At 65.2% G+C, this 15,169-nt stretch carries 14 protein-coding genes, 5 tRNA genes, 1 pseudogene and 1 riboswitch; of the genes and pseudogenes, 4 read left to right on the top strand and 16 right to left on the bottom strand.

Going from position 1 to position 15,169, the window contains the following annotated elements; translation table 11 throughout:
* Positions 1 to 331: 331 nt before the first annotated feature.
* Entirely contained in the window at positions 332 to 1,594 is a 1,263-nt protein-coding gene (gene murA / locus KRX55_RS11645) for a UDP-N-acetylglucosamine 1-carboxyvinyltransferase (RefSeq protein ID WP_218407890.1), read from the bottom strand.
* 90 nt (positions 1,595 to 1,684) lie between these two features.
* On the opposite strand from murA, the gene KRX55_RS11640 reads away from it, so the two are divergent.
* Entirely contained in the window at positions 1,685 to 2,269 is a 585-nt protein-coding gene (locus KRX55_RS11640; RefSeq protein ID WP_218407889.1) for a cob(I)yrinic acid a,c-diamide adenosyltransferase, read from the top strand.
* Positions 2,270 to 2,321: 52 nt separating this feature from the next.
* Here KRX55_RS11640 and ramA read toward each other — a convergent pair whose 3' ends face one another.
* The 5 genes from ramA to KRX55_RS11615 all read right to left on the bottom strand — a co-directional run bounded on the left by ramA (position 2,322) and on the right by KRX55_RS11615 (position 6,476).
* Positions 2,322 to 3,161, bottom strand: a complete 840-nt coding sequence (gene ramA / locus KRX55_RS11635; RefSeq protein WP_198739425.1) for an acetate metabolism transcriptional regulator RamA — start codon at positions 3,159 to 3,161, stop codon at positions 2,322 to 2,324.
* Positions 3,162 to 3,704: 543 nt separating this feature from the next.
* Positions 3,705 to 4,502, bottom strand: a complete 798-nt coding sequence (locus KRX55_RS11630; protein WP_218407888.1) for an energy-coupling factor ABC transporter ATP-binding protein — start codon at positions 4,500 to 4,502, stop codon at positions 3,705 to 3,707.
* Positions 4,503 to 4,562: 60 nt separating this feature from the next.
* On the bottom strand, positions 4,563 to 5,291 hold the full coding sequence (gene cbiQ, locus KRX55_RS11625) for a cobalt ECF transporter T component CbiQ (protein WP_218407887.1): 729 nt from the start codon (positions 5,289 to 5,291) through the stop codon (positions 4,563 to 4,565).
* 20 nt (positions 5,292 to 5,311) lie between these two features.
* Entirely contained in the window at positions 5,312 to 5,701 is a 390-nt protein-coding gene (locus KRX55_RS11620) for an energy-coupling factor ABC transporter substrate-binding protein (RefSeq protein ID WP_200257323.1), read from the bottom strand.
* 79 nt (positions 5,702 to 5,780) lie between these two features.
* Positions 5,781 to 6,476 (bottom strand): energy-coupling factor ABC transporter permease, encoded by a 696-nt coding sequence (locus tag KRX55_RS11615; protein WP_200257321.1) that lies wholly within the window; start codon positions 6,474 to 6,476, stop codon positions 5,781 to 5,783.
* A gap of 48 nt (positions 6,477 to 6,524) precedes the next feature.
* Positions 6,525 to 6,792: riboswitch (cobalamin riboswitch) on the bottom strand.
* Positions 6,793 to 7,023: 231 nt separating this feature from the next.
* Between KRX55_RS11615 and cysK the strand changes: the two genes are divergently transcribed.
* Together cysK and epsC are read left to right on the top strand one after the other, a co-directional pair.
* A complete protein-coding gene (gene cysK / locus KRX55_RS11610; RefSeq protein ID WP_218407886.1) occupies positions 7,024 to 7,959 on the top strand; it encodes a cysteine synthase A in 936 nt (311 codons plus the stop codon).
* A gap of 112 nt (positions 7,960 to 8,071) precedes the next feature.
* The gene (epsC, locus tag KRX55_RS11605) at positions 8,072 to 8,659 is read left to right on the top strand and encodes a serine O-acetyltransferase EpsC (RefSeq protein ID WP_218407885.1); all 588 of its coding nucleotides are present in this window, start codon (positions 8,072 to 8,074) and stop codon (positions 8,657 to 8,659) included.
* 75 nt (positions 8,660 to 8,734) lie between these two features.
* On the opposite strand, the gene KRX55_RS11600 is transcribed toward epsC, so the two are convergent.
* The 10 genes and pseudogenes from KRX55_RS11600 to KRX55_RS11555 all read right to left on the bottom strand — a co-directional run bounded on the left by KRX55_RS11600 (position 8,735) and on the right by KRX55_RS11555 (position 13,073).
* The gene (locus tag KRX55_RS11600; RefSeq protein ID WP_218407884.1) at positions 8,735 to 9,049 is read right to left on the bottom strand and encodes a GNAT family N-acetyltransferase; all 315 of its coding nucleotides are present in this window, start codon (positions 9,047 to 9,049) and stop codon (positions 8,735 to 8,737) included.
* 49 nt (positions 9,050 to 9,098) lie between these two features.
* The gene (locus KRX55_RS11595) at positions 9,099 to 9,386 is read right to left on the bottom strand and encodes a lipocalin family protein (RefSeq protein WP_370625849.1); all 288 of its coding nucleotides are present in this window, start codon (positions 9,384 to 9,386) and stop codon (positions 9,099 to 9,101) included.
* Between the two features lie 88 nt (positions 9,387 to 9,474).
* Positions 9,475 to 9,618 (bottom strand): annotated as a pseudogene (locus KRX55_RS12130) (lipocalin family protein); the annotation flags it as partial.
* A gap of 239 nt (positions 9,619 to 9,857) precedes the next feature.
* A tRNA-Phe gene (locus KRX55_RS11585) sits at positions 9,858 to 9,930 on the bottom strand.
* Between the two features lie 25 nt (positions 9,931 to 9,955).
* A tRNA-Asp gene (locus KRX55_RS11580) sits at positions 9,956 to 10,029 on the bottom strand.
* Between the two features lie 221 nt (positions 10,030 to 10,250).
* Positions 10,251 to 10,324: transfer RNA gene (locus KRX55_RS11575), tRNA-Asp, on the bottom strand.
* A 35-nt stretch (positions 10,325 to 10,359) separates the two neighbouring features.
* Positions 10,360 to 10,435, bottom strand: a tRNA-Glu gene (locus tag KRX55_RS11570).
* A 119-nt stretch (positions 10,436 to 10,554) separates the two neighbouring features.
* The gene (locus KRX55_RS11565) at positions 10,555 to 10,737 is read right to left on the bottom strand and encodes a hypothetical protein (RefSeq protein WP_218407882.1); all 183 of its coding nucleotides are present in this window, start codon (positions 10,735 to 10,737) and stop codon (positions 10,555 to 10,557) included.
* 585 nt (positions 10,738 to 11,322) lie between these two features.
* A tRNA-Lys gene (locus tag KRX55_RS11560) sits at positions 11,323 to 11,395 on the bottom strand.
* Positions 11,396 to 12,020: 625 nt separating this feature from the next.
* On the bottom strand, positions 12,021 to 13,073 hold the full coding sequence (locus KRX55_RS11555; RefSeq protein WP_218407881.1) for an LPXTG cell wall anchor domain-containing protein: 1,053 nt from the start codon (positions 13,071 to 13,073) through the stop codon (positions 12,021 to 12,023).
* Positions 13,074 to 13,560: 487 nt separating this feature from the next.
* On the opposite strand from KRX55_RS11555, the gene KRX55_RS11550 reads away from it, so the two are divergent.
* The coding region (locus KRX55_RS11550; RefSeq protein WP_218407880.1) for a hypothetical protein at positions 13,561 to 15,169 on the top strand (1,609 nt) is incomplete at its 3' end.

Genomic DNA, 15,169 nt, shown 5'->3' with positions numbered 1-15,169 from the left:
TCAAAAAAACAATCCAACCAACAGACACAACCACCCAAAGGGCAGTCCCACCTGCCGGCAAGATACATTGGCACACTATCGAGTTCTCAAACATCACGCACACAACCAACCAGCAACCCGAAACAGGCAACCAGCCAGGAAGGTGAACAATTTAGGAGCCAGCTTGTGTTTTCCTCACGCCACACAACCACAGGAATCACTTCCCGGCGGGGCGCTGTCGGTCTCGCTGACTCCCACTAATTTACACACACCCCACCACACACACAAACACGCAGGTCATTGAGTGTTTACGGGCACTCAACCGATGGTTAACCGACCTCCCCGGACATCCTTACGGGGATTCCGGGACCCTCCGGACGTCCGCACCGAGTGCGTTGAGTGACTCGACGAAGTTCGGGTAGCCGCGGTCGATGTGGAAGACCTCCCGGATCTCGCTCTCCCCCTCGGCGCAGAGGGCCGCGAGGACGAGGGCGGCCCCCGCACGGATGTCGCTCGACCACACGGTGGTGGACGAGAGCTGCGACACTCCGCGGACGGCGACGTGATGCCCGTCGACGGACGCCGTCGCCCCGAGGCGCAGCATCTCCCCGACGAACTTGAATCGGGACTCGAAGACGTTCTCGGTGATCATCGACATTCCGTCGGCGATGGCGGCCATTCCGATGGCCATGGGCTGCAGGTCCGTCGGAAAACCGGGGAACGGCAGCGTCTGGTAGTCGACCGCGGTGGGCCGCCTGTCCATCCGCACCCGGAATCCGTTCTCGTACGTCTCGACGTCCGCACCGGCCAGCTTCAGCTTCGCCAGCGGGAGGTGGAGCAACTGGGGTGAGATACCACCGACGGTGATGTCCCCCTGCGTCATCGCGGCGGCGTACGCCCAGGTTCCCGCGACGATCCGGTCCGCGACGACGGTGTGCTCCGTGGGGTGCAGCTTGTCGACGCCGGTGATGGTGAGGGTGTTCGTCCCCGCGCCCTCGATCCGGGCACCCATCTTGTTGAGGAGGTTGCACAGATCGACGATCTCCGGTTCACGCGCCGCGTTGTCCAGAACGGTGACGCCCTCCGCGAGTACGGCCGCAGTGAGAATGTTCTCCGTGGCGCCCACCGAGGGAAAGTCGAAGGCGACGGTCGCGCCCTTGAGCTTCCGGGCACTCGTCACCAGGCAGCCGTGACGGATCTCGGTGACCGCCCCCAGCCGTTCGAGGCCGCTCTGGTGCATGTCGAGGGGGCGGGATCCGATTGCGTCTCCACCGGGTAGGGCCACCACCGCCTTCCCGCAGCGGGCGGTGAGGGGTCCGAGCACGCACACGGAGGCGCGGAACTGCCGGACGGCGTCGAAGTCGGCACTGCTGCGGAGTTCGGCGGGCGTCGTGATCCGGACGTCGGACCCGTTGATCTCCACCTCGCAGCCGAGCCCCCGCAGAACGTCGCCCATGAGGGGTACGTCGAGGATCTCCGGGCAGTTCCGGAGGAGGGTCGTCCCCTCCGCGAGCAGAGCCGCGGCCATGAGTTTCAGCACGCTGTTCTTCGCGCCCGTCACCTTCACGGAACCCGAGAGTCGTGCGCCGCCTGTCACCAAGAATCGTTCCTTCACAGTGCCCCAGCCTAGTGGTTGGCCCGTCCTCATGTGCGCGGACCGCTCCCCCGCCCCTCACGCACCGGGTTTTTTGTCTAGCGTGGGGACATGGCCGTACACCTCACGAAGATCTACACCCGCACCGGAGACGACGGCACGACCGCGTTGTCCAACTTCGAGCGGGTCCCGAAGAATGATGCACGTCTGATCGCCTACGCCGAGTGCGACGAGGCGAACTGCGCGATCGGTCAGGTCCTGGCGCTCGGTGACCCGCCGGAGGAGATCGTCGGGGTCCTGCGCCGGATACAGAACGAACTCTTCGACGCCGGAGCGGATCTCGCCACCCCGATCGAGGAGTCTCCGAAGTACCCGCCGCTGCGAGTCGCCCAGTCCTACATCGACGGGCTCGAGGCCGACTGCGACAGGTTCAACGCCGATCTCCCGTCCCTCAACTCGTTCATCCTCCCCGGAGGAACGCCGGCGGCAGCACTGCTGCACACCGCGCGCGTCATCGCCCGCCGGGCCGAGCGGGCAGCCTGGGTGGCGGTGGAGAAGCACCCGGACACGACGTCGGTTCTTCCCGCGCGCTACCTGAACCGTCTGTCCGACCTCCTGTTCATCCTGGGCAGGGTCGCCAACAACGGCGACGACGTGCCGTGGGTACCGGGCTCCGGGCGACACGACGGGCGGTAGAACGCGGCTGGCCCCGGATGCGGTGCATCCGGGGTCAGGGGGACAAGGGGAATCAGGGCAGTGCGCCGATCCGACGTGCCGCGTTGACGGCCTCGTAGCGGGTGTGCGCGCCGAGCTTGCGCATGACGCTGCGCAGGTAGGACTTCACGGTCTCCGCACCGATACCCATCTCCTCCGCAGCCTCGACGTTGGTGTGCCCGAGCGCCACGCAGGCGAGTACGTCGAGTTCCCGTGCGGACAGCTTGGTCGTCTGCTTGACCCGGACCGGAGTGACCATCTGGTCGCACAGCTCCTCCAGCTCGAGCCGGAGGGACTCGTCCTCGACCCGGTTGGCGAGCATCCGGAGCTTCGAATGGGTGGACCGGATCTGTTCCCACTCCGCACCATTCATGATGCGGCCGGACTTCGCTCCGGCACGCCCTCCCTCGCTCCGGCGCACGGCGCAGTTGATGGCCAGTTCCTGCTCGAGGGTCCGGGCGGTCATGGTGACCTCCTCGATGACCTTGTCCCCGAGACGCACCGGTGAGTGCACGCCGACGTAGAGGACACCCCGGATCTCACGGTGCACGATGACGGGAACAGCGACGAGGGAGAAGAGCCCCTCATCCTGGATGACGTTGTCGTACTCGTGGGAGATGACGTTCGCACGGGTGTAGTCACTGACGCCGACCGGGCGCCTGGTGGTGACGACCCTGCCGCCGACGCCGCAACCGTGATCGATGACGAGGTTCTGGAGTGCCGGGGTCCTGAGCCCGACCCAGGCGCTGATCTGGAGCCTGTTGTCCGGCAGTACCGTCGCGAACATCGTCACCGGGATTCCGGTGGCCGTTCTCAACGACGAGAGCGCGGTGCGGATCGCTTCTTCGTCGTCTTTCGTACGTTGTGAGTCCACATGTACCTCCTGCGCATCCACCCGGTCAGGTGCCCCCGTCGGGCGAGCCAACATCTTTCTAAGGTGCAGTATAACCACTCCCCAGGGGGTGATGAGCCCGTCAATATCGGTAATTTTTCCCAAAATCAGGAAAACGGGCGTCCGGCTAAGGGGTGATGTGGTCTATTCCCGGCCCCCCTCCCGATACCCCTGGCGTCCGGCGGCCGCGAACACAGTCCGCACAGCACGGGGGAATGCTCCCCAATGACCGGAAATGCACCCCAAACAACCGCGGACCAACCCCGGTGGGAGACGCTGTTTACACCGCTCAGCTGGGCAGCAGAACCGCTGACGAAAGTGGTTCGAAAATATTTTCGCAGGAGGGGGAAAATGGCGTTTCCCCCCTCCACAGGAGGGGGCGACGCCCCGACCCGTCGAAACTGATGTCCCCCACAAATCACCCCCGTTTCCGTCCCGGTTCAGACATTGAACGTAAGTAACATCACGTTTCTGGTGACATTTTCCGCTCTCCCCTGTGCCCCCACCCCGGGGGTAGCCACCAATTCAGGGCAGTTCCTGTGGGGCACTGACCCTCCGCCCCAGGGCACGACTCACCAGCGGCGCCCAGGGTAGCCCGAGACGGGCCCGTTCCATCAGATCCCTGTCCGTGAGAATCTCATCGACGCCGCCACCGGCCAGCCGCCCGTCGGTCAGCACCACCGCGGTGTCGGCGAAGGCGTAGGCGAGGTCGACGTCATGGGTGGACAGCACCACCGCCGTCCCCTTCGCGTTCAGTTCTTCGAGGGTCCGGAGGAGCTGCCGCCCACCCGCCGGGTCGAGGCCCGCGGTCGGTTCGTCGAGGAGGAGGACCGCCGGATCCATGGCGAGGGCGCCTGCGAGCGCCACCCGCTTCCGCTGCCCGTAGGACAACTGGTGGGGAACGCGGTCCGCCAGATCCGCCACCTCAGCCGCCGTCATGGCTGCATCGACCCGTCGGGTCACCTCATCCCGGTCGAGCCCCATGTTGACCGGACCATAAGCGACGTCGGCGGAAACGGACGTCGCGAAGATCTGGTCGTCGGGTTCCTGTAGCACGAGCTGCACCCGTCGGCGGACGCGATCCCTCCCCGCACGGTTGTAGTGCACCGGTTCGCCGTCGAGACGCAGTTCCCCGCGATCGGGTTTCCATGCCGCGGCGAGCAGCCGGAAGAGGGTGGACTTGCCGGAACCGTTGGCGCCGAGCACCGCGATCCTGGCGCCGGTGTCGATTCTCAGATCCACGGACCTCAGCACGGGAAGCTCCGGGCCGTGGGAGAAATCCACGTCGACTAGTTCAATGAGTGGTGTTGCTGGGTGTGACACGGGTCCTCCATAGATGGGACGGTGCGTGGGCGGGATCGGCGGGTGGTGAGGAGATCCGGTTCACCGGAAGATGAGACCGATCGCGGCGACAGCCGCCAGAAGCGCGACGGTTCCGATGATCACCGACCATCGGACGGGTCTGCTGGCGTGGAGGGTGGAGATCTCCGAGATGTCAGCGCGGAGCTCCATCCCCTCCTGGAGCGCACGGGCACGGGAGAAGGAGAGCACGAAGAGGCTCGCGGCCTGGCCCGCGACCGAGTGGATCCAGCGCCTGCGGCTGCTGTGCCCGAGGCGTGCCGCCTGCGCCTCCCACATCGTCCTCGCGGTGGTGATGAGCGTGCCCGTCATGCGGTAGGTCAGCATCGTGATGTGGACGAGCGGCGCGGGCACCCCGACCGAACGGAACCACACCAGCTGCTCGGACATGGGGGTGGTCAGGGCGAAGAGCATGGTCGCCGACATACCGACAACCGTGCGGGCGAGAACCGTCGCGGCATCGACCAGTCCGCCGTCGATCCAGCGCAGGCCCGACGTCGACACCGAGAACACCAGCGGTCCGAGGCCCAGCAGTATGAACGTGGCGGGCGCCAGAATCAGTCCGGCGTACAGCCGGGGCGGCACCTTGGCGGATACCGCGAGCAGAATCAGCACCGCGGCGATGATGGGCAGTGCCGGTAGCGGGGGGAGGGAGATGGCCAGTACGAGAAGTCCCAGGATGAGCAGGACCTTCTCCCCCACGTTGACACGGGCCCACGGGGAGTTCGCCGCAGCGACCTCCAGGGCGTTCATGACGTTAGCTCCGACGCGATTCAGGCATCAGTGCCGGGCTTGGGCCCCGCTGCTGCCGTCGTGCCGGTTGCCCCGGACTCCCGCGCCCCGCGCTCCTCGGCACGGGTACGGCCCCGGTAGTTGCCGATCGCGAAGCCGAGCACACCGGCGCCGAGTGCGGCCTGGAAGGCGAAGAGGCCGGACTCGACCTCACCCGGCAGCTCGCCGATGAGCGGGCTCGCCCACGGCTCGTAGTCGGGGTCCTGCTCGGCGACGATCTCCTCGGCGGCACCGTCCGAGCCGCCGAACTGCTCCTCGGCGTCGGGGTCACCGAGGTTGTAGAACATCGGGAATACCGCGATCGCCGCGGCGAGAACGATCAGGGCAATGGTGACGGCGAGTCCGCCGCCCTTGTTGTTTGTGTTGGACATGGTGGGGTTCTCCTCAGGCGTGTTCTTCATGGTTGTGTTCTTCACCGGCGTGGAGCCGGCCGACTACGGACAGCTCAGGTCAGCTCACGGTGGCGGGCTCGCGGGTGTCCGTGTTCCGGATCCGGGAGAACACGCCGAGGACGTCGAGTTCCTTGGTCGCGATGACCCGCAGGCTGCGGAAGATCAGGACGGTGACGATGCCCTCGACGATCGCCAGAGGGATCTGCGTGGTCGCGAACAGCCCGAGGAAGGTGAGAACGGAATTGACGAATCCACCGGCGTGGTGGGCGAGCGCCAGCTGAACGGAGGTGACCATGTAGGTCGAGAGGTCGGCGAAGAACGCCGCGAAGAAGATCGAGATGTCCGCACCCGCGCCGGCACGGCGGAGCAGAACCCACACCCCGTATCCGACCCAGGGGCCGACGATCGCCATGGAGAAGATGTTGGCGCCGAGGGTGCTGATGCCGCCGTGGGCGAGGAGCAGTGCCTGGAAGAGCAGGACGATGCCGCCCATGAATGCCATCACCGGGGGCTTGAACAACACGGCGCCGAGGCCGGTACCCGTCGGGTGGGAGCTCGAGCCGGTGACGGACGGGATCTTGATGGCCGAGAGAACGAAGGTGAACGCTCCGGCAGCCGCGAGGAGAAGCCCGGTTTCGGGGGCCTTGGCGAGCTGCTTCTTCACCGCCCATCCACCGTGGACGACGAACGGGGCTGCCGCCGCGGTCCAGGCGAGAGCCTGGCCGGCGGGTAGAAAGCCTTCAGCGATATGCATGACTGTACTTCTCTTTCTGGGACGGGTCCGACGCCTCGCGGACCGACTGGTCAACTCATGGTCGCAGCCGGTCTCCTGGCTCAACGGTCGTCAACGGGAACCGATTATCTCGGTCCCCGAAAAAACTCGACGCCGCGCCTTCCCACCGTGGGCCCCGAAAGATCCCGTACAGGCAGTGGCGTGCTGCGGCGTGAAGCCCTTGGCGGCGGATAGATCCACCATCGGCGACAGTCATACAGTGGCGAGGGCCGCTGCCGGATTCTCACCGGCATTCCCGATCACTGCGACGTGTGGAACCGTAACACGTGCGCAGTCCGAATGAACCCCGACGGTGGAAACAACTACCCTCATTCAGGGTTCCGTATCCGCTGGTGAAAACAGTTTCCCCAGCTGCTGTCATCGACTCCGCGCCAACGGGCATGCATAGCACGAAACAGACCATACTGTCTATATCCCGGTCTATTTATGGTGTAGCGTGACAGCGAAAGGCCGTGCTCGCGGCAGCCATCAAACTGATGAACCGGAAAATCCCCAAGGAGAACCACCCATGCCGAACATCCACGACAACATAACCGAGACCATCGGAAACACGCCCCTGGTGCGGCTGAATCGGATGACCGAGAACCTGGACGCAGAGATTCTGGTCAAGCTCGAGTCGTTCAACCCCGCGAACAGCGTCAAGGACCGGATCGGGCTGGCCATCATCGACGCCGCCGAGGCCGACGGTTCCCTGAAGCCGGGCGGCACGATCGTGGAGGCGACCTCGGGGAACACAGGAATCGCGCTGACCATGGTCGCCGCGGCCCGCGGCTACCACGTCATCCTCACCATGCCGGAGACCATGTCGATGGAGCGTCGGGTCATGCTCCGCGCCTACGGTGCCGAGATCGTACTGACCCCGGGTGCGGCCGGCATGCAGGGCGCCGTCGACAAAGCCAACGAGATCGTCGCGGAGAACGAAGGGGCCATCCTCGCCCGACAGTTCGCGAACCCCGCCAATCCGGAGATCCACCGCTCCACCACCGCGGAGGAGATCTGGAACGACACCGACGGGAAGGTCGACATCTTCGTCACCGGAGTCGGTACCGGCGGCACCGTCAGCGGCGTGGGGGCGGTGCTGAAGGACCGCAAGGCGGACGTGGAGATCTACGCCGTCGAACCCGCCGAATCCGCGCTGCTGTCCACCGGAAAGGCGGGCCCCCACAAGATCCAGGGGCTCGGCGCGAACTTCGTCCCCGAGGTCCTGGACCGCCGGATCCTCGACGATGTGCTCACCGTGAGCAATGCGGACGCCATCGCGACCGCCCGTGAACTCGCCCGGAGCGAGGGCATCCTCGGCGGCATCTCGACGGGAGCCAACGTGCGTGCCGCGCTCGACCTGGCCTCCCGCCCGGAGAACGCCGGCAAGACCATCGTCACCACCGTCTGCGACTACGGCGAACGCTACGTCTCCACCGTCCTCTTCGACGACATCCGGAACTGATCCGGTCCTGGAACATCGGGCGACCGGGGGCGCACAGCGCTTCCCGGCTGCCCTGGCACCGCCCCGATGTCCGGGCGGGGGCGGCTCTGCCGCGCTGATAGGATTGGCTCCCATGTACCGGCTGCTGACGATGATCAGAGAAGACCTGGCGAACGCACGTGAGCACGACCCCGCGGCCCGGGGCGATGTCGAGAACGCCATCGTCTACTCGGGGCTGCACGCCATCTGGGCACACCGCGTCGCCCACGCCCTGTGGACGCGGGGTCTGCGCAGCCCCGCACGGATCCTCGCCCAGTTCACCCGCTTCCTCACCGGTGTCGAGATCCATCCGGGTGCCACCATCGGCCGCAGATTCTTCATCGACCACGGCATGGGCATCGTCATCGGCGAAACCGCCGAGATCGGCGACGGCGTCATGCTCTACCACGGGGTGACGCTCGGCGGTCAGGTCCTCACCCAGACGAAGCGGCACCCGACGCTCGAGGACAACGTGACGGTCGGTGCCGGCGCGAAGGTGCTCGGACCGATCACCATCGGCTGCGGGAGCGCGATCGGAGCCAATGCCGTGGTGACCAAGGATGTACCGGCCAATCACATCGCGGTCGGCATCCCTGCGGTCAACCGACCGCGCAAGACCAGTGAGTGCAAGAAGCTCGTCGACCCGGATCGCTACGTGGACAAGGAACCACCGCTGTTCTGACCGGGCCACGACAACAGAGAAACGCCCCCCCCCCACGCTCACGCGTGGGGGGGGGCGTTTCTCTCCGTACCGCCGCTACGCCGGTCCGGCCAGCCCGTCGGCGTACTCCTGATTCTTCCCGATGAAGTGCTCCACCGCGGAACAGGTGGCGCGGTAGGTCAGGTTCGCCTCGAGCGAATCGTCGAGGGCGGACCGGATCAGGGGTCCGCTCAGCCCGCGTCCGCGGAAGGCAGGGGCGATGACGGTGTGGTTGAAGTCCCGCACCGCGGGACCGTCGTCCTCCGGAGCCTCCACGGTGTAGGCGGCGTACCCTGCCTCGGAGCCGTCAACGGTGATGACGTAGCGGTGGTTCTGCGCGTCGTGGAACACCCGGGTGCCGGTCTCAGCCATCGGTGTCGCCCCTTCTGTCGGATCTGTGGCCCCACGGGCACCGATGGACTCAGAGGGTGCACAGCGGCTGGTACCCCTCACGTCCGCCGGTCACCGGCGAGGTGATGAACGTGCACGAATTGTAACCCCTCGCGGCGGCGATGTCGCGCGCCCCGGACCAGTCACCGGGAGTGAGGGACAGCTTACGGGAGAGCACGAACCCGACGGTCCGCCCCGGGTTGCCCACGAGCACGGTCGCGCCGTCGTCGGACATCCACGTCACCCGGTAGTTGGTCGGCCCGTTCGGGTTCTGGAACGGCACACCGTTGAACCAGACGCAGAGCGAAGCCTGCGTCACCGGATCGGTGACCCTCGCCTGCCCCCTCGATGCCGGAGGGGTTGCCGAACCAGTCGGTGCACGAGTTCACCACCCGGACCGTGTCCGCACCGGTGATGGTGTACTGCGCGGTGGTGTCGCGGGCGCACTGCAGGCTGAACGCGTGCGGAAGTACCGCAACCTGGTGCCAGGTGCCCTGATACGCCGCCAGGTCGAGGTACGGGATCTGTGACAGTTCCCCGCCACTCGACATGGTCGCGGTGGTGAGTGACGATCCTGCGGGCGATCCAGGGAACCCCGCCGGGGGTTCAGTCGAACCGGCAAAGGGTGCCGTGGCCGGGGAGACGGCGAGCGCTACGGCAGCGGCTGCAGCGGCGGCCGCCCGGGATGGGGTCCTGTGGATGGTGTTCATGTCCCCATGATGCAGCAGATTGACTGCAGAGGGCGTGCGGGGAAACAAAAACGCCCCCGGAAAACCCGGGGGCGTGATTGTGGCCAGAGCCAGGATCGAACTGGCGACCTTCCACTTTTCAGGCGGACGCTCTACCGACTGAGCTATCTGGCCCCAAGAACATCCGGAGACGTTCTCGCGACCCTGACGGGACTCGAACCCGCGACCTCCGCCGTGACAGGGCGGCGCGCTAACCAACTGCGCCACAGGGCCTTGATTTTGTACGCGGGTGTTACCCGTTGCACGAGAGGAAACTTTACACAGCGGCGGGATTTTCGACAAATCCACAGTACAGGCGGCAATTACACCCACTATCGGATTCGACTCCGCGGACCGCCGGAGCGTGGCCACCTCTTCACTGATCCCGCTCTGCCGTGTGACCCCAGCGAAGGCAGCGAAAAACCCCGACAGCTCTAGAGCTGTCGGGGTTTCTGCGACCCTGACGGGACTCGAACCCGCGACCTCCGCCGTGACAGGGCGGCGCGCTAACCAACTGCGCCACAGGGCCTCAATTTCCCCACACTTTTCCAGCAGGTGGAAAGGTGGTACTCCCAACGGGATTCGAACCCGTGTCGCCGCCGTGAAAGGGCGGTGTCCTAGGCCCCTAGACGATGGGAGCTTGCAACTGAATAGCAGTGATGTTCACTGCACTCAGCGGCTTGTAAAGAATATACTTGGCAAACGGCCTCCACACAAAACAGCAGTTCACAGGGGCCAACTGCACAGCCAGTCAGTCGCCTACGCCCCGTCGACGACGACCCGGGCGACCGGTGATGTGATGTCCTCGAAGCCCGAACAGTCGGACAGGGCCCCGACGGTCAGGCCTTCCGCTCCCCAGCGTGAACTGGCTCCGGCATCCGACCGACCGCCTTCCGCCAGCACACCACCACACCTTAGATCCAGCACGGTCGGACCAGACACGGGAAACGAATCGAAGGATGAGTTCCCCAACGGAAATGTCGGCGATGCGAAACAGGAGCCCGAACGACCGCGGATGCAACATCGATCCAACCCGGTGGACGATTCCCCGCTCCGGCGAGATCGGTGAAGCAGTGGAGACCTGAGCGCTCGGTGTCATCCCGAAGCCCGTTGGATCCTTCTTCCCGGCACCCCGGCAAACCTACGGTAGCCGCGCAGCCCCGCGAACAGGCTCCCCGAGTCCGACGTGCCGATCCTGAGTGCCCCCTTCGGAACCGTGTCTCACCTCAACTCCCCGTACCGAGGGCGAGGCCTGACAGTGTGGCCGGTTCCGTACGCTGGGAGCCTTCTGGAGCAGAGCCTTGGAGAAGGTGGATGTCCCCCAACTCCCGACGGCTTTCCCCTGGCGCTCTACGTCCTCGAGGATCCGCCCCGGGTGCGTCCATCGCCCCCACGTCCATTGAGCTTGCCGGGTCACAAGAACACCGCTCGCGGCTTCGTGGTTCAAGGACGATGTCGGCGACAGTGCCGGTCAACCGAAAAAAGCCACGCCACCTGACTATCGGTCGGGGTGGCGTGGCAATGCGGTGGGCCCTGTGGGGCTCGAACCCACGACCTGCGGATTAAAAGTCCGTAGCTCTACCAACTGAGCTAAAGGCCCGCGATTGATTTTTCCTGTCAGGTACGAGCCATCTCCCAAACGGGAACCGATGTCCGTCCCTGAGCCTCCCCCAAGTATAGCGACAAGGCATCCTCATCCGAAATCAGGTGGCTTTCCTCCGAGCCCGCATCTTCTGTCCCCGCAGCCTGTCTTCTCTGGCCTTGGAAATCCCTGACACAGCCCGGTCTTCAGCGCTGAAACGCCGCCATGGAGCTGCCGGAGTACCGGACCAGGATCTGGACCGCAACGGTGGGCACATCACATGCACTCAACGGTCTGCCCGAGGCCGGAAGCTCGGTGTCCGCTCAACATCTACCGCAGGCCGTTTTCCACGATCCCACAGCGGCTGATCCTCGACCGGGAATTGCTGCATCTTCGCCGCACATCACAGGGCACGGTCGCCTCAACGGGACCTGTTACCCGGTCGGCGTTGATCTGCGCCGTTGAGTCCGAAACCCAGGGCCCCATCACCGAAACCCACGTCAGACGAGGTTCGTGGGTTTCCTGGGCTACCTGATCAGGGGGATGCTGTTCCCCACAGCTCCTCCGGACATGGTGAAGCCCCGGGTACTCCCTGTTCTAAAGGAACACCCGGGGCTTCAGTTCAAACTACAGCCTGCCGAACCTAGCTCTCACGCCGGCGAACAGCGATGAACACCGCGCCAAGAACCATCAGCAACAGACCACCGAGCAGAACGTACACGACGTTCGCACCCGTGGTAGCCAGAAGACCCTGCTTGGCCTCCTCACCCGGCTTGTCCACATCAGCTCCACCGACACCAGCCGGTACCGACGTGCCACCGGCAGTCTCACCATCGGTAACACCGGAACCCGAACCGCCCGCAGAAGGCTTCACATCAGAACCAGCAGCCGAAGAACCACCGGCCGGAGCCGCTGAACCCAGAGCCGCTGAACCCAGAGCAGCCGAACCCAGAGCAGCCGAACCCAGCGCAGAACCCGCACCGGCAGAACCAACACCAGGCTCAGGATCGGTACCGGTGGTAGAACCAACCGTCACACAATCAGCAGCAGCACTACCAAGCAGCGCACCCAAACCAAGAGTGCTCAGAATGCTCGACGAACCATAGACACACCGGTCAGCACTACCAGCAGCGGAACCAAAAGCCCCCACAAGACCGGTCGAACCAAGAGCAGCCGAACCAAGAGCAGCTGAACCCAGCGCACTCGAACCAAGAGCAGCCGAACCCAACGCAGCCGAACCAGCGGTAACGGAAGAACCGTCGCCACCATCAGGGCCCGGACCCGTACCAGTCGAACCAGCCTCAGAACCAGCCTGTCCCGAAGAACCGACCGTCACGCAATCAGCCGAGCTACCGGAACCGTTGGCCCCGTCACCGGTGGACCCGATCACACCGGACTGGGCCGATGAACCAAGCACACCCACCGAACCCGCAGTGCAGTTATCGGTACCGGTAACAGTCGAACCCGTCTCCGAACCACCCTGGCCCGAAGAACCAACCGACAGGCAGTCAACCGAACCACTGCCGAACAGTCCACCCAAACCAAGAGAGCTCAGAATGCTCGACGAACCATAGACACACCGGTCAGCACTACCGGCAGCGGAACCAAAAGCCCCCACAAGACCGGTCGAACCAAGAGCAGCCGAACCAAGAGCAGCTGAACCCAGCGCACTCGAACCAAGAGCAGCCGAACCCAACGCAGCCGAACCAGCGGTAACGGAAGAACCGTCGCCACCATCAGGGCCCGGACCCGTACCAGTCGAACCAGCCTCAGAACCAGCCTGTCCCGAAGAACCGACCGTCACGCAATCAGCCGAGCTACCGGAACCGTTGGCCCCGTCACCGGTGGACCCGATCACACCGGACTGGGCCGATGAACCAAGCACACCCACCGAACCCGCAGTGCAGTTATCGGTACCGGTAACAGTCGAACCCGTCTCCGAACCACCCTGGCCCGAAGAACCAACCGACAGGCAGTCAACCGAACCACTGCCGAACAGTCCACTCAAACCAAGAGAGCTCAGAATGCTCGACGAACCATAGACACACTTGTCGGTGCCCCCGGCAGAAGAACCGAAAACTCCCGCAAGACCACTCGACCCGAGGACCGTCGAACCCAGCGCAGCCGAACCCAGCGCAGCCGAACCCAAGCCAGCCGACGAACCCAACGTGCCCGAGGAACCGGTGGAACCGACGACCTCAGTCGTCGTCGCAACCGTCGTGGTCCCACTCGTGGTGGTCCCACTCGTGACAGTCACCGTCGTACCGGGCGCAGTCGTCGTCGCCGTCGTCGCCGGAACCGTCACCGTCGTACCCGATGTCGTCTCCGTCACCGTCGTACCCGACGTGACAGGAACCGTCACCGTCGTACCCGACGTCGTCTCCGTCACCGTCGTACCCGACGTGACAGGAACCGTCACCGTCGTACCCGATGTCGTCTCCGTCACCGTCGTACCCGATGTCGTCTCCGTCACCGTCGTACCCGGCGCCGTCACCGTCGTACCAGGCACAGTCACCGTCGTACCCGAAGCGGTCGTCGTCGCCGTACCCGGCGCCGTCACCGTCGTAGGCGGAACCGTCACCGTCGTACCCGACGTCGTCTCCGTCACCGTCGTACCCGGCGCCGTCACCGTCGTACCCGGCGCCGTCACCGTCGTACCCGGCGCCGTCACCGTCGTACCCGACGTCGTCTCCGTCACCGTCGTACCCGGCGCCGTCTCCGTCACCGTCGTACCCGACGTGACAGGAACCGTCACCGTCGTACCCGACGTCGTCACAGTCGTGGCGGGAACCGTCACCGTCGTACCCGACGTCGTCTCCGTCACCGTCGTACCCGGCGCCGTCTCCGTCACCGTCGTACCCGATGTCACAGGAACCGTCACCGTCGTACCCGACGTCGTCTCCGTCACCGTCGCCGTAGTCGAATCGGTCGCCGTGGTCGACTCAGTCACCGTCGTCGACTCAGTCACCGTGGTCGACTCAGTCGCCGTGGTCGACTCGGTCGCCGTGGTCGACTCGGTCGCCGTCGCCGTCGTCGTCGCAGTCGTCGACGGAGTCTCAGTGAGAGTCGTCGTGACAACCACAGTCTGCGTACCCGTGGTCGGGGTAACAGTCGCCGTCTCCGTGACAGTCTCCGTCGTCGGAGCCGGCGGCGTCGTCGTGACCGTCGTCGTCGCCGGAGGCGCCGTCGTCGTCTCGGTCACAGTCGTACCGGGCGCCGTCGTACCAGGCGCCGTCGTCGTCTCCGTGGCCGTCGTGGTCTCGGTATTCGTCGTCGTCTCCGTCGTACCCGGGGCAGTCGTCGTCGCCGTGGCCGTCGTGGTCTCGGTATTCGTCGTCGTCTCCGTCGTACCCGGAGCAGTCGTCGTCTCCGTCGTACCAGGCGCCGTCGTCGTCTCCGTAGCCGTCGTGGTCTCGGTATTCGTCGTCGTCTCCGTCGTACCCGGAGCAGTCGTCGTCTCCGTCGTACCCGGAGCAGTCGTCGTCTCCGTCGTACCCGGAACAGTCACCGTCGTACCAGGCGCCGTCGTCGTCTCCGTCGTACCCGGAACAGTCGTCGTCTCCGTCGTAGCCGGAGCAGTCGTCGTCTCCGTCGTACCCGGAACAGTCGTCGTCTCCGTCGTACCAGGCGCCGTCGTCGTCTCCGTCTCAGTGGACGTCGTCGTCTCAGTCGTACCCGGAACAGTCGTCGTCTCCGTCGTACCCGGAACAGTCGTACCCGGTGCAGTGGTCGTCACCGTCGTACCCGGAGCAGTCACCGTCGTACTCGACACCGTCGTCTCCGTCGTACCCG

Origin of the sequence: Corynebacterium sp. TAE3-ERU16 (genome assembly GCF_019209935.1) — a bacterium.
Classification (GTDB): Bacteria; Actinomycetota; Actinomycetes; order Mycobacteriales; family Mycobacteriaceae; genus Corynebacterium; species Corynebacterium antarcticum.
This window is presented reverse-complemented; position numbering and strand designations above follow the sequence as displayed.